The 19,215-nt window shown below is 46.2% G+C and carries 16 protein-coding genes; 9 read left to right on the top strand and 7 right to left on the bottom strand.

Features of this window, described 5'->3' with window-relative positions; genetic code table 11:
* Positions 1–8 precede the first annotated feature (8 nt).
* Positions 9–1,031 carry a helix-turn-helix domain-containing protein gene (locus tag R7P36_RS05275; protein WP_064354538.1) on the bottom strand — a complete coding sequence of 341 codons (1,023 nt, stop codon included), beginning with the start codon at positions 1,029–1,031 and terminating at the stop codon, positions 9–11.
* Positions 1,032–1,162: 131 nt separating this feature from the next.
* On the opposite strand from R7P36_RS05275, the gene R7P36_RS05270 reads away from it, so the two are divergent.
* From R7P36_RS05270 to R7P36_RS05260, 3 genes are read left to right on the top strand one after another with little or no spacing between them, the layout of a single operon-like run.
* Positions 1,163–1,924, top strand: a complete 762-nt coding sequence (locus R7P36_RS05270; RefSeq protein WP_064354539.1) for an SDR family NAD(P)-dependent oxidoreductase — start codon at positions 1,163–1,165, stop codon at positions 1,922–1,924.
* A gap of 40 nt (positions 1,925–1,964) precedes the next feature.
* Positions 1,965–2,477, top strand: a complete 513-nt coding sequence (locus R7P36_RS05265) for a 2,4'-dihydroxyacetophenone dioxygenase family protein (protein ID WP_064354540.1) — start codon at positions 1,965–1,967, stop codon at positions 2,475–2,477.
* Positions 2,478–2,481: 4 nt separating this feature from the next.
* The gene (locus tag R7P36_RS05260; RefSeq protein WP_053307200.1) at positions 2,482–3,540 is read left to right on the top strand and encodes a zinc-binding dehydrogenase; all 1,059 of its coding nucleotides are present in this window, start codon (positions 2,482–2,484) and stop codon (positions 3,538–3,540) included.
* Between the two features lie 82 nt (positions 3,541–3,622).
* Here the strand turns inward: R7P36_RS05260 and R7P36_RS05255 are convergent, their stop codons facing one another.
* Both R7P36_RS05255 and grxB read right to left on the bottom strand, forming a co-directional pair.
* Positions 3,623–4,747, bottom strand: coding sequence for an alkene reductase (locus tag R7P36_RS05255; RefSeq protein ID WP_053307201.1), 1,125 nt, complete (start codon positions 4,745–4,747; stop codon positions 3,623–3,625).
* 10 nt (positions 4,748–4,757) lie between these two features.
* The gene (gene grxB, locus R7P36_RS05250) at positions 4,758–5,387 is read right to left on the bottom strand and encodes a glutaredoxin 2 (RefSeq protein WP_015312939.1); all 630 of its coding nucleotides are present in this window, start codon (positions 5,385–5,387) and stop codon (positions 4,758–4,760) included.
* A gap of 198 nt (positions 5,388–5,585) precedes the next feature.
* On the opposite strand from grxB, the gene R7P36_RS05245 reads away from it, so the two are divergent.
* The gene (locus tag R7P36_RS05245) at positions 5,586–6,521 is read left to right on the top strand and encodes a LysR family transcriptional regulator (protein WP_031429201.1); all 936 of its coding nucleotides are present in this window, start codon (positions 5,586–5,588) and stop codon (positions 6,519–6,521) included.
* On the opposite strand, the gene R7P36_RS05240 is transcribed toward R7P36_RS05245, so the two are convergent.
* A complete protein-coding gene (locus R7P36_RS05240; RefSeq protein ID WP_318122049.1) occupies positions 6,474–7,385 on the bottom strand; it encodes a LysR family transcriptional regulator in 912 nt (303 codons plus the stop codon). The two genes, R7P36_RS05245 and R7P36_RS05240, sit on opposite strands and share 48 nt — an antisense overlap.
* 220 nt (positions 7,386–7,605) lie before the next feature.
* Between R7P36_RS05240 and R7P36_RS05235 the strand changes: the two genes are divergently transcribed.
* Entirely contained in the window at positions 7,606–10,485 is a 2,880-nt protein-coding gene (locus R7P36_RS05235) for an MGH1-like glycoside hydrolase domain-containing protein (RefSeq protein ID WP_318122048.1), read from the top strand.
* A 90-nt stretch (positions 10,486–10,575) separates the two neighbouring features.
* Here the strand turns inward: R7P36_RS05235 and R7P36_RS05230 are convergent, their stop codons facing one another.
* Entirely contained in the window at positions 10,576–12,144 is a 1,569-nt protein-coding gene (locus R7P36_RS05230) for a DEAD/DEAH box helicase (protein WP_222712045.1), read from the bottom strand.
* 718 nt (positions 12,145–12,862) lie between these two features.
* Between R7P36_RS05230 and R7P36_RS05225 the strand changes: the two genes are divergently transcribed.
* The 3 genes from R7P36_RS05225 to R7P36_RS05215 are packed head-to-tail and all read left to right on the top strand — an operon-like array spanning position 12,863 to position 16,560.
* A complete protein-coding gene (locus tag R7P36_RS05225; RefSeq protein ID WP_318122046.1) occupies positions 12,863–14,215 on the top strand; it encodes a diguanylate cyclase domain-containing protein in 1,353 nt (450 codons plus the stop codon).
* The gene (locus R7P36_RS05220) at positions 14,205–15,521 is read left to right on the top strand and encodes a glycosyltransferase (protein WP_318122045.1); all 1,317 of its coding nucleotides are present in this window, start codon (positions 14,205–14,207) and stop codon (positions 15,519–15,521) included. Before R7P36_RS05225 ends, R7P36_RS05220 begins: the two co-directional genes overlap by 11 nt.
* A 1-nt stretch (position 15,522) precedes the next feature.
* A complete protein-coding gene (locus R7P36_RS05215) occupies positions 15,523–16,560 on the top strand; it encodes an HlyD family secretion protein (RefSeq protein ID WP_318122043.1) in 1,038 nt (345 codons plus the stop codon).
* 51 nt (positions 16,561–16,611) lie between these two features.
* Here R7P36_RS05215 and R7P36_RS05210 read toward each other — a convergent pair whose 3' ends face one another.
* Complete coding sequence (locus tag R7P36_RS05210; RefSeq protein WP_318122041.1) at positions 16,612–17,322, bottom strand: lipoyl protein ligase domain-containing protein; 711 nt, start codon at positions 17,320–17,322, stop codon at positions 16,612–16,614.
* A gap of 225 nt (positions 17,323–17,547) precedes the next feature.
* On the opposite strand from R7P36_RS05210, the gene R7P36_RS05205 reads away from it, so the two are divergent.
* Positions 17,548–17,886 carry a DUF4156 domain-containing protein gene (locus R7P36_RS05205; RefSeq protein WP_318122040.1) on the top strand — a complete coding sequence of 113 codons (339 nt, stop codon included), beginning with the start codon at positions 17,548–17,550 and terminating at the stop codon, positions 17,884–17,886.
* Positions 17,887–17,953: 67 nt separating this feature from the next.
* Here R7P36_RS05205 and R7P36_RS05200 read toward each other — a convergent pair whose 3' ends face one another.
* Positions 17,954–18,982, bottom strand: a complete 1,029-nt coding sequence (locus tag R7P36_RS05200) for a hypothetical protein (protein WP_054574562.1) — start codon at positions 18,980–18,982, stop codon at positions 17,954–17,956.
* Positions 18,983–19,215 lie beyond the last annotated feature (233 nt).

Here is a 19,215-nt window from a genome sequence, read left to right as displayed (position 1 = left end):
TTATGCTTTTATCTGATGGGCTTAAACGTTTGTAACTGAGTTTTTTCTTGTCGCCATTGTCTCGGCGATTTCCCCGTCCAACGGCGAAAGTGGCGGCTGAAGACCGCAGTTTCTGCATAGCCCAGTTGCAACGCGATATCGGTAATACTCTGGATATTCTCATGCAATCGCTGTTCGGCGAAATCCTGACGCACTTGTTGTAAAAGCTGCCGATAATTTGTGCCCTGTTGTTTCAGCTTGTTTTGCAGCATTCTCGGATGCAGGTCTAATGCTCTTGCAACGCGCTCAACGCTGCATTCTCCGGTTGAGAGCAGACGGCCAATCATGTTTGCTGCTTGGTCACTGAGATTGTTGGGGTAACGGGTTTGCAGCTCTTTGAAGTGCTGTTGAAAATGGCGCTCTAGTGCGTCTTCATCTTGGTGGTTCTTAGCGTTAAGCAGAGTCGCTTTAAGTAGGATACCGTCAAACTTATCACCGAAACGCAGTTTGTTCTGCTGGGCAAATTCGCTCTGTTCTGTCTCGAAGCTCGCGTGTTGGGTGAGGTGTAAACAGAAGTGACTTGCTTCAATATCAAGTAAGCTCGCAACAAACATGGCTAAGTGCGACACACTGAGCTGCATCAGCTGTGCTATACCTCGTTCGCTGTGCACATCAATATTGAGCGACAACCGTACCCAATCATCTTGTGGCGTCATGTTGAGAGTGACCCCTGACGAATGCAGATAGAGAAAATCATTCACCCGCGCCAAGGCTTCACCGACCGTTTGCGCCCGGGAAACCAGCATTGGCAAGTCTCCCAAGCTCTGTAGGTTTTGACGCTCGGAGAGCAACACGCCAAACAGCGGTTGCTGACAACGAGCAGCCGCTTCCTCCAGCAATTCAGCCAGCCTAGGGTAGGCGAGATACGTATCGGGATTGCGAAACTGCGCCGCAGACAGGCCAACAGCGGCCATTATCTCTTGCGGATTCTGACCTAATTCTGAAACCAAGCTATCAAATTTATCAGCAGCGCCACTTCGTACGATATACATGTCTCGATTTTAAAATGTTAACAGGTTGTAAATCGCAATATATCAAATTTACTTCGTAAAAGGTCAAGTGAGTGCCAGTGAGTTGATCTAAGTTACATTTCGATAACAACAACGCATGGATGAGAAGCAGTATGGAACTTATCAATAAAACTGCCATTGTGACTGGGGCAGCTGGTGGAATTGGCCAAGCCATCATTGCAAAGCTGAGAGAGCAAGGAGCCAAAGTGCTTGCTGTCGATATTTCAGAACAATCATTGCAAATGTACACAAGTTTTGACCCAAAGCAGTTGGGAACCTTTGTCGCGGACGTCACCGATTACCAACAAGTTGAAGCTATGGTGAAGTGCGCGGTTGAACAGTTTGGCTCGCTTGACATCATGGTCAACAACGCGGGCATCGGTGCACCGAAACCTCTGCTTGACCACGACCCAATTGCCGATTTTGAGCCGATCTCTAAGGTCAACCAAAATGGCGTTTACTACGGCATTCTTGCCTCTGGAAGACAATTCCAAGCGCAAGGCACGCCGGGCGTGATCCTCAATACTTCTTCTGTTTACGCACGAATGGCGTCTGAGATGACCTTTACCTACAACGTCAGTAAAGCCGCAGTCGATATGATGACCAAATGCGCCGCATTAGAACTCGCACCATTGGGTATTCGTGTTTGCGCTGTCGCTCCGGGACGCGTTGATACTCCGATGTTAAGGCAATACGAAGAGATTGGCCTGTGGGACCACATCCGCAAAGAACAGATGCGTCAAAACTTCACACAACCAGAAGAGATTGCTGATGTGGTGGCGTTTCTGGTCAGCGAGAAAGCCAACTGTATCAACGGTTGTACCATCAGCGCATCTGACGGTTTCGAGAATTTTAAGTACCCACTTATGGGATAGGCGAGTACGCCACATTACAGCAATAGCGAGGATGTAAGTTATGTCATTACCAGAAGTTATTCAGCACCAAGATTTCTTATTAACTCTTAATACCAATGAGGAGTCGCTCATCAAAGACGCGCTACCGGGTGTGGATGTTTACCCGTTGTTTCTTGACCCAGAAAACGGTACTTGGGTGATTCGTGCCAAATTCAAACCGGGTATCACTCTGCCTAAGCACTTCCACACTGGTGTGGTGCATTTCTATACGCTGAGTGGCGCTTGGCACTACATTGAATACCCAGCTCAAGTCCAAACCGCTGGCAGCTACTTATATGAGCCGGGCGGTTCGATTCATACCTTCCACTGCCCTGAAAGCTCAGGCGGTGCCGACGGTTTTATGGTGATCACTGGTGCAAACATTAACTTTGACGAAGAAGGTAACTTCATCAATATCATGGATGCGGGTTGGATTGAGCAAGTTGTTATTGCAACAGCGAAAGCACAAGGCTTCACTGCGCGCTACATCAAACCGGGTGCGATTGCTGGCCTAAGCGATGAGCTAGCGGAGTAACCCCATGCAACAGATGAACAGTATCATAATGCAGGATGGTAGTGTCCGCCTGAAGCAAGTCGAAATCCCCAAACCTGCAGCGGGACAAGTGTTGGTTCGTAGTCTAGCTTGTGGCATTTGTGGCTCCGACCTTCACATTACTCGACACGCGGATGAGGTATTTGATGTATTCCACCAGCTCGGGTTGATGCCTGATGAAGCCGGTGAGCACGCTCAAGTGATGTTGGGGCATGAGTTCTGCGCGGAAATTATCGAATACGGTGCCGATACGCAGCAAACGTTGTCCGTTGGTAGCCGAGTCACCTCAGTGCCGATGTTGCTCAGCCAAAATGGCGCGGGCGTTGGTGTTACTCCGGGTACTTATGGCGCTTACTCTGAGTATTTCCTGCTTGATGAAGCGTTATTGCTACCTGTGCCAGACGGAATGCCGTCTGAGGCGGCGGCATTAACCGAACCACTAGCGGTCGGTTTGCACGCGGTCAACCGCAGTGAAATCGAAACGGAAGAAACAGCGCTGGTTGTCGGTTGCGGCCCTATAGGGCTGGCGGTGATTGCTGCACTGAAACAACGTGGCGTCAGCAATATTCTTGCGGTCGATCTTCAGGAAGAAAAGCTGCAACTTGCCAGCGAGTTTGGCGCAAATCGATTGATCAACCCGACCAAGGAAGACGAGATCGCCGTCGGGGCACAGTACGCGATGAATTCACGCTTGGTCATTTATGAGTGTGTTGGCAAGCATACCTTGATTGACGATTTTCTGCGCCGCGCTCCTGCCCGAGCGCGAATCGTCATCTCGGGTATCCATACGACACCCGCAATCATTAACTACGCGTACGCGACGGTAAAAGAGCTCGACTTGAGATTCTCTTACTACTACCAACCGCACGAGTTTGAGCAATGCCTACAAGCGATTGCCGAACATAAGTTGCCTTGGCAGAAAATGCTCACTGCCAAAGTAGGGATCGATGGTGTGGAAGATGCGTTTAGACAGTTAATGACTCCCAATGACCACATCAAAGTGGTTATCGAACCTTGGCGCAGCGGCGCGTTAGAAGTGATTTAACTCTTAGCCAGATTAAGCTAGCTAAAACCAATTTTAGTTTGGTGACAGCCCCAACCGTAGCAGCTAGGTTGGGGCTTTTTTGTTAGGCCTGTTCTGCGCATTCCTGTTGCAGAGCAGGGTAATCGGTGTAGCCTCGTTCGTTTCCGCCAAACAACGTTGAGCCATCGAGTTCTGCCAACGGATGGTGATGTTGCAAGCGAGAGACTAAGTCTGGGTTTGCTACGAATGGCCGTCCGAATGCGACAAGATCCGCGTAGCCTTTCTCTAATACTTCGTTTGCTCGTTGAGGATCGTAGCGACCGGCAACAATAATAGCGTTGCGAAAGCGCTTTCTAAGTTCGATTCGAAACGTCTCAGGAATCGTTGGTGCATCGGCCCAATCGGCCTCGGACAAGTGCAAGTAGGCAATGTCGCGCTCCTGTAGCTGTTTTGATGCTTCCAAGATTGTTGGAACGATATCTGGGCAGTCCATATCTTTAAACGTAATGAATGGTGCCAGTCTCACTCCAACTCGATGCGCACCAATAGCGGCGATAACTGCATCCACTACTTCGATAAGAAAACGGATACGATTTTCTCGTGAACCGCCGTAGTTGTCTATTCGATGGTTTGAGTTGGTTCTTAAGAACTGATCGATCAGATACCCATTCCCGCCGTGGATTTCTACACCATCAAAACCCGATTCAATAGCGCGTTTGGCTGCGTTCGCGAAATCACCGACAACTCGGTTGATATCCGCTTGTGTCATGGCGCGTGGCTCAACACAATCGACCATATTGCCGTTGCCTTGTTCATCTGCAATCCAAACTTGCGTCTCTACCGGAGCGAGCGCAGATGGCGCGATAGGCTGTTCACCATTTTGGAATGTTGGGTGAGACACTCTGCCCACATGCCATAGCTGACAAAACATCGCTGCGCCTTGTGACTTGACCGCTTGGGTCACACCCTGCCAGCCCGCCACTTGCGCATCGGTGTAAACGCCAGGGGTGAACGAATAGCCTTGAGAATCGTCCGAAATTTGTGTGGCTTCGGAAATGATCAGCCCGGCAGAAGCGCGCTGTTGATAATACGTTGCCATCATCTCATTCGGGATGTTGCCCGGCTGAGTGGTGCGTGCGCGAGTCATTGGTGCCATGACAATGCGGTTTTGTAGTGACAACGCTTTCAGTTGAGCTGGTTCAAACAGCTTATTTGTTCTTTGTTTCATGATGCGCTCCTTAGATAAGTACTGGCACGTTGGTCGCTTTACGAGCGGTTGCCATCCAGTGAAGTACGGCTGGATCCCATTGCACTTCGGGCGCACTGAAAAAGCCGCGTAGAATGGAAAACATAATGGCTTGATCAACCAGTGACGTTTGCTTTTCTGAACTTAGGTTGAGCAAGGGTTTAGTTTGTTCTATCAAAGCGGCGACTTCTTTCGCAATCGCAGGTGTATCGTTAATCAAAGCTTCAAAATTTAACGCTTCGGTTTCTTTTTTTGCACGCCATGCTTGTTTAGCGGTTTCTGTTGCAAATTCCGGTAACGTCATGTTTGACCAACGCGGATACCCGACTTTTTGTAGCGGTAAAAATGCTTGTTTTTGCCAGTCTAAAACCGGTGTTGAGGGTTGGCTGTTTTCGCTGGAAGATGCCAATTCAAGGAAGTAGTTGATGATGTCTAAGCTTTCCGCCATGGCTTCACCATCGTCTTTGATCAAAAGAGGAACTTGTTTTGCGCCGATGAGGTTTGTGGTGGTGCTCTCGTCGTCATAAGCAATGTTGATGACGTCGAGCTGAATATTCAGCATGCCTGCAACAAAACGGACGCGGGCGCTAAAGGGGCAATGTTCATAAATGTACAGTTTCATTTTTGTTTCCTATCTCTTGGCTGGGCAGGGCGTGTTGTTGTGCGTTGAACAGCGTTACGGCGTTTAACTTTGCCCTGTCACATAACGTTCTGGGTCTAAACAATGTCGATAGGGTCAGTATATGGATTCGATTTAATTTGATAATTGGGTAATATCTGAATTGATTATTCAGTTTTTTCAAATAATAAGGGCGCGAAGATGGATAAGTTTTCGGATATGACGTTGTTTGTCAGCATCGTTAAACATCAAGGTCTGGCAGCGGCGGGAAGGGAGTTAGGTTTGTCTCCGGCGACGGTAACGGCAAGGCTGCAAGCGATAGAAGAACGCTATGGCGTAAAGCTGCTCAACCGAAGCACACGCCACGTATCACTCACGGACGCAGGGGCAATGTACCATCAAGCTTGTCTGAACATCATTGATAGCGTGAAAGAGACGGAAAACTTACTGCAAACGGGTATTTCGGAAGTGCGCGGAACGTTGAAAATTTCAGCTCCACGAGATATTGGCAAACAAATTATTTCGCCGATGGTGTCGGCTTTTTCTGAGCAATATCCGGATGTGACGCCTTATCTTTATCTTAATGACAATTTATCGAACTTGGCTGAATCGGGGCTCGATTTAGTGATTCGTTACGGTGAGTTAGCGGACAGCAATCTCATTTCGCGCAAGCTGGCGTCGAGTCAACGTGTGCTGTGCGCGTCACCTGATTATTTGTCGAAGCAAGGTATCCCAAACTGCCCACAAGATCTCGCGGATCATCGCTGCTTAGCCATGGTGCGCAGCAATGAAGAATTAAAAACGTGGCACTTTAAAGATGAAGAGTCTCACCAAACGATCACGGTCACGCCAAAGCGATTTTCTGATGATGGTGAAGTGATTCGACAATGGGCGTTGGACGGTGCGGGGATTGCGTTGAAATCGATTTTAGATATTCAGCAAGACCTAAAACAACAACGTTTAGTAACGGTTTTGGATGGGTATATGAAAAACTTCAGCGCCTTTTCGCAAGGCGCTGAAGCGGATCTGCATGTCATTTATCAAAGCCGTCAATATCAACCGAAAAGAGTTCGCCTGTTTTTGGACTTTCTAGTTGAGCAATTTAGCGCGCTGAGTGATGCCAGCAATCAGATCTAGATGCGATTCCGAGGTTTCTCGGCGGTGGCGATAAATCCCGACGGTGCCAGGGTTTGGTTCGTTTTCCATGGTTAAGCATCGTAAGCCAAAGGATTCCAAATACGGTTGCAGATGGCGGGTATAAGACATCACCGCGACGCTTTCTTTCAGTACATCAATGCTGGCGAGCAGAGAATCCACTTCGTAAGTCGGTCTGTCATCCAGTTGCTGCCTTTCGCGTTCATTTTGTTTCGGGATTGGGTTATCGATGACGTGAGCGAATTTCTTAGCGTCATAAGTGACCGAAAGAGCGGGGTATTCGTGCAGCATCTCTTCGGTGACGGTTTTACCTAGCAGTGGATGGTTTGGGTAAACAAAATAGGCATCAACCGTTTGAAATAACGGAATAAACGTAACATCGCATTTAGACGACAAGCCGACAACCTCGTGGCCGATGAAGAATTCAATCTGTTCGTTGATTAATGAATCCATCAAGCCTAAGTGGTTGCCAAATTCGACGTGTGTAGATGCCGATGGCTGCTTGGTCAGATGTTCATTGAGTGCTTGTTTGACGAACAGCGGCCACCACGCATCGCCAGTACCCATTTTAATTTTTCCGACTTGATACTGTTTCCGTTCATCAATGCTTTGCATCATTTGGTTGTATTCATGCTGCATCGCGTTGCTATGGCGATAGAGGATGCGTCCGTATTCGGTCAACACCATGCCATTAGGATGACGTTCAAACAGCGTCACGCCGAGATTCTCTTCCAGCTTCTTTAAATTGCTTGTTACTGTTGGCTGGCTTAACCCTGCCATTCTTGCCGCAGCACTGATGCTTTGGCAGCGTGCAACCAGTAAAAATTGCTGCAGAGATTTGTCCATTTTCTTTCCCCTCTAAGAACGAGGGGTATTTTGCACAATTTCATTTATAAATTACAAATCTGTAATCTCATTTGATTGAAATTATGCGCATTTCATAGATCTACATCACTGTTGGGGTTTGACGTATAGATGTTATCTATAGCTCGCTCCTGACTTCCTATTTTCCCCTCAAAAAGGTGTTCTTTAGACTGTCGCCAAAACAACAATCTAAGGGATGAACATGAAACCGAGTTTTATTGCGCTTGCTGTCGCGTCTTGTATTGGTCTTGCTGGGTGTGGGTCAGATTCTTCTGATGCGCCTGTGCCGGTCGACAAACCAATTATTTCAGCCGACTTATATTTACGCGGTTTAAATGGGGATTGGGGCACGGCAGAGCATGCCAAGCTAAACTATTTGGGTAATAACGAGTACGAAACCGTACTGCGCGTCGCTCGAGGTAGCAATCAGTTCAAGATTGCTGATCCGGGTTGGCAGATCCAATACACCTATTTTGAGGAGCCCGCGGCGTTCGATAAAGCTCAAGAGTACCTGCCAAAACCGGACACGAATGAAGCGTGTATGAACGATGATTGCAACTCTGAGATCACGTTTGAAGACAAAGGGTATTACAAGTTTTCTGTGAGCTTTGCCGATGAAAGTCGCGCGACAATGACTGTGACGAAAGCAACGCAAGAAGAAGCGGAAAAATACTACTCTGATGCGATTCTCGACCCTGCAATGGTGCATGAAGGGCATCAGAATAAAGAAGTGAAACTGTTCGCCAATTACGATGACTCGAATGATACCGTTATTTTCTCGGTGAAAGATCCTAAAGCTGAGCTGCGTGAATTTGGTATTTCAACGACGACAGAATTGCGTGATGCGCTCGACCAAGGCTTAGTGATTAATGAGCAAACAGGGCCGCGAGTGGTGTCGGGTGATGTCGCGTTTGACGCGTTGTTTGCGTTGACGATGAAAGAGCTAGACCAGCTTGCTGTTTCTGAAATCAAAGACGGCAATTACAACTACAACAACCCAATCAAAGCGGAAGTTTTTGAGACGGGCGCGAAGTGGCATTACGTGTGGACGCGTGATTTGGCGTACGCAGCAGACCTTTCGCTTGCATTGATGAATCCAACTCGCGTGCAAAATGGTTTGAATTTCAAATTGTCCGCTTTCCGCGATACGACCGATCAGCAATACGATGGCGAGCAGATTGTGCAAGATACGGGCACTGGCGGCAGCTGGCCAATCAGTACCGACCGCACGACTTGGGCGCTTGGTGCAGAACGCTTACTTTCGGCATTGGATGGAGAAGAGTACAACCAGTTTGCCGAGCGTGCTTACAAAGCGATCAGTAATACACTTGAAGCCGATCGCCTGGCTGCTTTTGATGCGAAATCTGGTTTATACACTGGTGAGCAATCCTTCCTCGATTGGCGTGAGCAAACGTATTCAACGTGGACGCCAAACGATGTCAACGCGATTGGTAACAGCAAAGCGTTATCAACAAACGTGGTTCACTACCGCGCGATTCAGCTCGCGGCTAAGTTGGCAGAGAAGTACGATTCAACCAACGCGGTCAAATACACTGAATGGGCTGCGCAGTTAAAAACCGCTATCAACGAGCAGTTTTGGAATGCCGAACGCGGTATGTACGTAAGTTATTTGTTTGATAATGGCAAAGACATCGCGGTCGACAAATATGACATGTTGGGCGAAGCACTTGCGATCATCAGTGGTGTGGCAAGTGATGCGCAGGCGAAACAAATCATGACCAATTACCCACACAGTGAGTTTGGCGTGCCGGTTTATTTCCCTCAACAACCGGACGTGCCTGTGTACCATAACCGCGCAATTTGGCCATTTGTTACCGCGTACAGCTTGCGTGCCGCGCATCAAACACAAAACGTGGCAGCAGCGAACAATGCCATTCAATCGTTGGTTCGTGGTACGGCAACCAATTTATCCAACATGGAAAACTTAGAGTGGCTTTCTGGTAAGTCATTCATCATCCATAGTGATCATGGCGAAGATCCGAGCTTGGATGGCCCAGTGATTAACTCTCAGCGTCAGCTTTGGTCTGTGGGTGGCTACTTGAACATGGTGGTAGAGACCCTATTCGGCATCCATACCGAAACGGGTAAGTTGGAAGTGAAGCCGTTTATCACAAGTTGGGTGCGCAATAACTTGTTGGCTCAGTCTGAACAAATTACGTTGGAAAACTTTGCCTTCAAAGGAAAGAACTACTCGGTAACCATTGATTTGCCTGAAGTAAGCAAAGATGAAACAGGTTACTACCCAGTTGAAAATGTCACGATGGACGAAGAGGGGCATTTCCACGTGACACTGGGCGCGCTTGTGAATGTAGATAGCAGCATTACTTTAGTTTCTGGTGTGAAACCGTATGTGAGTGAAGATAGCCGCGTTTATTCTCCGCAAGAGCCAACATTGGTGGTAAAAAGCGTTGATAATTCGGTTTCGATTGACGTGACGAGCAAGTACAACGTGAACTTGTATCGCAATGGCGAGCTGATTCAAAAGAACGTGGTTGCCCAATCTTATTCCGATACGCCAACAGGTTTTGCGTGTTATTTGGCTGAAAGCATTAACGATAAAGGCTTCCGTTCTAACCCAAGCCAACCGGTTTGTGTCGGTGAAGAGATCCGCATCAAACTTGATGGCGAATATCAGCCACTCAAAGACAATGTCTCAGTGGTTACGGTGAGTAAAGACAGTGGCATCGTAAAAGGTGCAGAGTCGTTTACAGCTCCTGTAACGGGCACTTACCAGTTCGATGCTTGGTACAACAATAACCTGGGGCAACTTAATACCGGCATCACGAACACCGTGAAATTGTTAGAGGTATTGGATGATGCAGGTAAAGTGGTTGGTCAAGGTTACTTGCAGATGGGCCATATTGGTGAAAACCAAGGTATGCGTTACTCAACGCCAATTGAAGTGGCGTTGGAGCAGGGGAAAACCTATCAGATCGCGCTGAAGGACCACTTCAATATGAGTTACCTCACATCGAATGAAACCTACATCTACGCTGGTGGTATTGAGGGTGAAAAGAACGAAGCGCAAATCGCAGATATTCGAATCACACCTTTAATGTAGGCTGTTTTAACAAAGCTGTGTTCTAAGAAAGACAAAGCCGCTGAGATTATCAGCGGCTTTGTTGTATTTTCTATCGGGGCCGTTTACAGATTAGTTTGCGGCCTGCGGACGAGGCTTACGACGCTGACCTGATGGTTTGTTTCCTGCAGGCTTAGCATTGTTTGGCTTGCGGTTACCAGACGGTTTACCAGCGTTGCCACTCTTATTACCGTTTGGTTTATTTCCACTCGGTTTATTGCCATTCGGCTTGTTGCCGTTAGGTTTGCGGTCATCTGGTTTACTGTTTGCACGACCTTGGCCTTCACGGTTGCCTTTAGGCTTGCCCGCACCGCCTTGGTTGGTGCTGTTTTTGTTGCCGTTGTTACCACCGTTGAAGCGACGCTTAGGTTTGTTTGCACCATTGCCTGTTTTCTTTTCGGTTGCTGGAGCGTTTTCATCAGAAGCATTTGGCGCTTTTGGTTTTTTTGGCTTCTTAGGTTTTTTCGGTTTGATTGGGCGAGTATCCAGTTTAGATTCTGGCACCACATTGGTTGGCGCAAAACCTTCCAACTCTTTACGTGGTAGTACTTCTTGAATCAAACGTTCAATCGCAAATAGCTCAGATGCTTCTAGCGCACACACCAGTGAAATCGCTTTACCTACTTCGCCCGCACGGCCAGTACGACCAATACGGTGAACGTAGTCTTCCGCCACTTTAGGTAGCTCAAAGTTCACCACTTGCGGCAATTGAGGAATATCGATACCGCGTGCAGCAATGTCCGTCGCGACCAACACACGAATTTCACCCGATTTAAAATCCGCCAGTGCTTTGGTACGCGCGCCTTGGCTCTTGTTACCGTGGATGGCAGCAGCAGGTAGATTTTGTTCTATAAGGAACTTCGCCAGACGGTTTGCGCCGTGTTTCGTTTTCGTAAACACCAGCACTTGCTTCCAATCGCCGTCTTTGATCAATTTAACCAACATCGGTGCTTTCTTTTTCACGTCTGCTGGGTAGATGCTTTGCTCAACCGTTCTCGCCGTCGAGTTTGCCGGGTTCACTGAAATCTCAACCGGGTTGTTCACCAAGCCTTTCGCAAGGTCGCGGATTTCATCCGAGAAAGTTGCCGAGAAAAGTAGGTTCTGACGCTGTTTTGGTAGCAGAGCTAGGATCTTACGAATGTCACGGATAAAGCCCATATCCAACATGCGGTCTGCTTCATCCAGTACCAGAACTTCTAGTTGGTCGAACTTCACCGCATTTTGGTTGTACAAATCCATCAGGCGGCCTGGTGTTGCTACCAACACATCCGCACCTTTGCGAAGACGCTGCATTTGCGGGTTGATCTTCACACCACCAAAAACAACTGCACTGCTTAGTGGAAGGTGACGGCTGTACATAAACACGTTTTCTTGCACCTGAGCCGCAAGTTCACGCGTTGGCGTCAGGATAAGTGCACGAACTTGGTTAGCACGAACGCGAGGGCCGTTCGATAAACGCTCAAGAATCGGTAGCGTAAAGCCTGCAGTTTTACCTGTACCAGTCTGCGCTGCTGCCATTACGTCTTTCCCTTCCAAAATAGCAGGAATTGCTTTTGCCTGAATTGGCGAAGGGGTGTCGTAGCCTTTCTCTTGAATAGCTTTAAGGATTGGAGCAGATAGACCTAACGAGGTAAAACCCATATGTATGATTCTCAATTGTAGAGTTAGATAACAACGCGCCGAAAACAAATCGGTACGAAAAGTGCGACATTCTGAGGCTTTTACGCGCAGGCTTCAACTAATTCCGTCATGGATAAATATTTGAACTGGATCTCATTTCTTTTTTGGACAAAAAAGAGCATAGAAAAGTGACGTAGATTCATTCTGTAGTTTGAATGTGTTACGTGTTCTTTCGGAAAAAACAGCGAGAAAAATGGTGATTATTAATCACTCAAACGGCTTAAAAATACTTATTTGATAAATAATCAGAATGATTGAATGTTATTCAGTGTTTTGCCACTCAATTTTAATGGAAATTAGTTGGTAAAGTATTACCAAGTCTCAGATTTGATACATGACGGTATGGTTAAATGCTGAGCAGAAAGGAATCGACTGATATAAACCAATGAGCTTGATGTGAATGCAAGGATCTAATTCTGCATCAAATCGCACTATTATCCCAGCTTGCTAACAAAAGGTTGTACTATGCGCTTTGCTGTCCGATTTCTCTACTCACAGACTCCTTCACACTTTATTCAGAGATCTTTCTGCTTTTACTGCCTGAGTTAAAGCTCTCTAAATATTTGTTCTATTGTTGTATTTAACGGTGGCAAGGTTTGTCTACCTAGAGTGCCTTGTTACTGCAAGTTCTATATTTCTGATGTTATGAATTAATTTTGTGGTTGTGAGAACTAATAAAATGTCGTCAATAAATAACAATTTCTACTGGGTTGGTGAACAGCCTGTCAGTGAGTTAGCTGAAGATATGGTTTTGGTTAATCATATTGATGAGGTGGCAACGGGACTCGGTGGCATGGTGTGTATTGCTTATCAAGATTCACACCAAATAGATACCGCGCTGAAAGCGTTTTATCAGGAGAAAGGACGTTGGTCTTGGGCGGTTTATGTCTCCGTGGAAACCCCTTATTCTCGATGCGTTACCGACGGTGTATTTGAAGTTAGAGAATCAATAAAAATTTGGCGATCTATTCAAAATAAGCTCGATGCCATTGATGAACCGGAAGTGTTAGACCCTTTGATTGGTTGGCTTGGGGTCAATCGTCAGCGAAGAGTGACTGCTTTAAAAAGCTTAGAGTCTATGTCGGTTTATTCGTATCCAATTATCGATATGTTCTTTCCTGATATTTATTCGACTTATCGATACGTACTCTCAGAGCAAGGTCGCGGAGTATTAGAAGCGGAAGTACTTATCGATAGAATTCGTGTTTGTTCTCATTGCAACAGCGGACACTTGAATTATGTAGAGGTGTGCCCGGATTGCAGCAGCATCGATATCGATTCTCAAAGCTCTTTGCACTGTTTCACTTGTGGCCATGTTGGTGAACAACACAGCTTTCAGCGCCGTGGAAAGCTTGAGTGCCCTAAATGTTTGACCCAGCTGCGCCATATCGGCGTTGATTATGATCGCCCGCTTGAAAACCACGTTTGTAATAGTTGCTCCAGTTTATTTGTCGAAGCTGCGACGATCAGTCAATGTTTAAGTTGTGACTCAAAGATCAAAGTCGAAGAGCTTGTTGTCCGGAAAATTTACCAATATCGACTTGGTGAAGTGGGTGAATACATTTTCCAACACGGCAAGTCCATTCAAGCTCCTGAGCTCTCGATCAAAGGCAAAGTGGAAGTCAGCTTTTTCCAAAATTTGCTTGCATGGTTAAATAAAGTCGCGTTGAGACACAAAGAACAGCACCTTCTACTTGGACTGCATTTACCGACGATTGATGAATACGGTAAGCAATATGGCGATGCAAAATTATTCTCATTGATGGATCAACTGACGCGTCGTCTTAGCGGCTTGTTTAGAGATACCGATATCTGTTGTCAGTACAAACAGGATGTGTTGCTTGTCCTAATGCCAAATACGACCAACGCGAGCCTGTCCATTTTACAGCAAAAATTATCGGATCTGGGTGAGCTTGTTGAAGACGAAGAGTTTGAGTTGGATGTCTTTGCTTGGGACCTGCCCGATCCGATCATCGAAGACAGTGTTTCTGCTTGGATGGAATCGCTGATGGGTGAGATTTATGCTGCATGATAGTCTCGTTCTGCTCGACTATCTTCGAGGTATGCTACTTCACAACGAAGAGTTATGGCTATTGCTGTTTCCCGTCATGATCATTATCGAGCTACCTCTATATTTGCTGGTGCTAACAGGGATATTTCGTTGGTCATATGCGCAAGAAGACCCAGAATTAAAGCGGTTTCCTTCAGTGAGTTTCGTTATTACTTGTTATGGTGAAGGTGATGCGATTGGGATCACTATCGATACGTTAGTTGAGCAAGTTTACCCAGGTCATATTGAAGTACTTGCTGTGGTTGATGGGGCGGTACAAAACCAAGATACCTATCAAGCCGCGTTAAATGGTGAGAAAAGGCATGCAGGCGTTCGTAATCGTAAAGTGCGCGTGTTGCCAAAATGGCAACGAGGAGGCAGGGTCTCAACACTGAATGCCGGCTTATCAATGGCTAGTGGTGAAATCGTCATTAACGTGGATGGAGATACGTCATTCGATAACGACATGGTCTTCACCATGATGAAACAGTTTGCGGATAAAAATGTGATTGCGAGCGGTGGTGCGTTAAGAGTTCGCAACCATAACGCCAACTTGTTGACCAAAATGCAATCCTTGGAGTACATGCTGTCGATGCAAGCCGGTAAAACGGGGATGGCGACGTGGGGAGTGCTCAATAACATTTCTGGCGCCTTCGGAGCGTTTCGGAAGAACCTGCTTAAGCAAGTGGGGGGCTGGGATACGCATACCGCAGAAGATCTCGACTTAACCATGCGCTTGAAGCAATACAAACGTCGTTACCCTGATAATAAATTGGCCTTTTCGACGCACTCCATCGGCCATACTGATGTACCAGATACGTTGAAAGGTTTGGTATTGCAGCGGTTGCGTTGGGATGGCGATTTATTGTTTTTGTTTTTGCGTAAACACAATGAAGGGTTGTCTCCACGGTTACTTGGTTGGGGAAACTTCTTATTCACTTTGGCTTATGGCGTGATTCAAAACGTTTTATTGCCGCTGCTTGTGGTGATATTTAGCGTGTACATGGTGATTGTCTATCCACTTAAATTTGTATTGGCGTTGATGCTAATGCTCTATTTTGTCTACCTCTTCTTATCAGCTCTGATTTTTGTTGTCTACATTGGGCTTGTATCAGAGAGAAAAAAAGAGGATTTGAAGTCAGCGAAATGGTTATTTCTTTACCCTTTCTACCAGTTTTTCATGCGTTTGATTACCGCTTTCTCAATGGTTAATGAAGTTGTGAGGAGAAGTCATGAAGAGTCGAGTATGGCACCTTGGTGGGTATTGAAGCGAGGTAAAAAGTTTTAGTATGAAAGTTAACTTTCACTTAGATAAGAAAAATAAACCGCAGTCTGAGAACGGGATGAAAGTCGTCTACGGACAGGCAAAGCGTGGCGGTTATCGTCTCCGTTGGTACTTGATTTTAGCGATTGTAATCAGTCCGCTTTTCTTTATGGCTTATTACTTGTTTAGAACGCAAGTATTAGTGACGGCACCCGCCATTATCACGTCACATCCACTTACGGTGACGGCAACTCGCTCTGCCATTGTTGGGCCAGTGCCTGTGAATGTCGGTACGGAAGTGACTCAGGATCAAGCGCTGCTGTTGTTAAAAGATAATGCGTTGAACAAGGAGATTGATTTTATAAAAGAAGAGTTGATTAAATTGTCAAAAAATCAGGTTCAGAGTACTGATGAGCTATACAAAAGTGCTATTGAAAGCTCAGCCGAAGGCTTGAAGAAGGTCCGTGATATTCAGAAAAAATACGACGTTTACAGAAAGAAAGGGCAGGTGTCTGAGGTGGATTACGCGGCTATTGTGAGTGTGAATAACTCACTGAGCAATCAGTTAAGCAGTCAGAAAATTGCTTATGTGGATGCGATGCGTAACTTGGAAGAGTTAGAGTTGGCTGGTCCAGTGACACAAGAGTATCGATCATTAATGCGTGAGTTGGTAGTCAAACGCGCGCAACAAGAAAATTTAACTTTTCGTTCTCCTATGAAAGGGCGCGTGCTCGATGTTCATGTACACGAAGGGCAAAATGTCTCTGAAAATACTCCCTTACTTACGATCGCTCGCAATGTTACGCCGGAGATAACCGCTTTCTTAAACCCTAAATATCTCCAATACAGTAAGATGGATACTAAAGCGAAAGTTGTATTTCCTGATGGTCGAAAGTTTAGAGCGACGGTATCGAAGCCAGTTGAGGTTGTGAACAAATTGCCTTCTGAACTGCAAAGCCCATTCGAAGGTCAACCTGCGTATTTGAAGGTGACGCTGAGTTTTGATGAAGCTCTAGAAAAAAGCCGTTGGATTGAAGGCGTAGAAGTCGAAGTTCGCTTTTAATATCGTTAAACAAAAAAGGAGCTTTTGCTCCCTTTTTGTTTACACTGATTTTTACTCCGCTTTTGCATGCATTAAAAACGCGCTAGTTAATTGCTGAAAGAGTGAATCTACCGACGGACGGTCGGATATATGATGGAAGAGCGGTGTGTGGACATCACCACGAATATCATCGCTGTGACCGCAAAGCTGATTACACATTCGTACTGGTTCGACAATCTTCTCGACGTCGGCATCAATCAGAATGCATGCTTGTGACAATACCACTTGTCCGCCGCCTTTTTTAAGTAAAACACGCTGCGCGGTTCCCACGACTTTTTGCCCGCCAATGTTGAGGTTGTACTCGCCATCGCAGTAGGAATAAGGCGTAGCATGAACATCCACTTTCACGCCGAGCTGTTTAAAGAAAACCGTTAATATCGCACATAAATCGAGATACGCTTTTTTGATGTTGTAAGGCTCGCCTTCTGGCCAGTGGTAAATGTGAGATAGATTGATAATACCTGGCACCTGAGGGACTGGGGCACCACCGGTTTTACGGGAGAAGAGTTTCCAGCCCGACATGTTTAACGCATGTTCTAACTCATTAGACACTGGCCATTTCTTACCCGCGGGAAGTACGAGCGTTGGGTTTTTTACTTGCCAAAGCAATAGCACTTGCGAGAGTTGGTTGGACTGAACTTGTTTAATGAGCTCATCTTCTTTGTCAAATACATCAGCGACTTCCGTAGCTGTGTAGCGAATTAGCTTATTTTTAGCAACCAAACTCTATCCCTCGCGGCTATTTAATCGTTACTGTTGTATCTCAGATACAGCTTTATTGCTAGGTCTGAGTGATTAGGCTTTTGCTCGCTAGCTGCATGATCACCTTTTGGATCTTTTCCGTTGTCCATTAATTCTGCTTGAACACGCGATAAAAAGTTTTTGCTAGTCATCACATCAGCCATTCATAAAATCTGCCATCTATGAAAAATTTTGGCGATAATAAGTATGAAAAAGCGAGTGATGACTCTCGCGTTAGCGGCATCATTAACGGGATGTGTGACGTTCCCAACTCAAGAATCTGAGCAAGTACAGGTGCTTTGGGACAATGTGAATGCGATTGAAAATTGTGAACTAATGGGTACCGTGATCGGCTCAGAAGGACACTTTTACGACTATTGGCTTCACGCCGATAAAGACATGGTTTGGGGGACGCTAAACCAAATGCGCATCAAGGCGGCAGATTTAGGCGCAGATACCTTGTACTTATATCAACCGTTGAGCTTTTCTACGTCAGTGACGATGTTTGCAAATGCTTACAACTGCAAACAGTTGCTATTGGCTTGATCATAATTGAAAGACAGGCGCTGCTCGCCTGTCTTTGATGCGCTCTACAAATACTGGCTACCTTGCGTTAATTGACGTTTGCTGTCGCCACCGCTGATGTATCAGAAAACGACAATGTAAAGTCTCGCTCAGTATTAAGCACTTTGGCTGGAAACTCTAAGCTCAACTGCGTATGTGGCGCGACTTCTGAAGCAATGCTAGTAACGAATTTTCGGGTTTCTCCAGGAGAGATCGATATGTCACTTCCACCTTGTGATGAGAGCTCAGCGATACCCATTGTTTCAAGTGTGTTACCGGCAGTATCCGCCAGGTGTAGTAAAGATTCTGACTTGTAGATTAATTCTCCACTTTCTGTGCGATATGCATTAAACGAGTTGAAATTTGGTTGCAATGATCCTTGTGAACCAATGTTAGTAACGGAAAATGTCACATTAGCGCCATCAAAGTTCTCGACTCTTACAAGTACGTTACTGTCTTGGTAACGAGCGGCTGCTGCCGCAGTTGCTTGCTGTTTCTGCCTCTGTTTCTCTTTTTCAATGTCGCTTAACTGTTTCTGCTCATTAGCGATTCGATTCTTTGCCATGTAGTACGACTGATCGACCATTGCTATTAAAGCGGGGATTGAATACAAAGTGAGGCCTTCCAAATGGTCAAAGTCGATTTTGGCATGTTGAGTACGTTTATGATTAGAAAATTGGCAGTAACCATCAATCAAACTGATGAAAGCCACTTCAAAAGTGCCTTGTAATCGGCTTACTTCCTGTGCTGCTTTCTCTAGATTTGAGCGGACTTTCCGAATCTCTTCCAAACTCTTTTGTGAAAGACGACCGTTTGGCGATACGTCGTTAGAAACCGAAACCAGTTCTTCGGTCACAAATGGATTGTTTTCGGCAGGAATCACCGTAGTTATACGGTTGGATTTGGTGATGTCTTCGCCCAATAAAACCATCATTTTTTGCGATGCGGCGGTTGTGTTGCCCGCTAATACGTCACTACAGTTTGGCGACGTATTGGCATACACGGCGAATGCGGTAAAAAGTGAAAGTGTAACGGACCAGCCGATGGTGACGAGTCCTGTCGTGGTTCGAGTATTCATCCTGATAACCCCTCTGTCATTTGGTGCGATTCACTGACGTAATTGCCAATCAAAAGATTGGCTCGCGACATTCAGAATGGTTCTGGTCAACCCTTCGTAGTGGGTATGCCCACAGATGCTTTTTTAGTCGTTTATCAACCGCTAAGCCACGATTGATAAAGTGTCTGAAATTGAGAGCATTAACGCTGCGAAGTTGATGTCTTTGACTGAAAGATAGACGTAACTTTTCTAAC

Origin of the sequence: Vibrio sp. 397 (assembly GCF_033339395.1) — a bacterium.
Classification (GTDB): Bacteria; Pseudomonadota; Gammaproteobacteria; order Enterobacterales; family Vibrionaceae; genus Vibrio; species Vibrio alginolyticus.
Note: the sequence above shows the minus strand (reverse complement) of the source record. Positions and strands in the feature narration are given on the sequence as shown.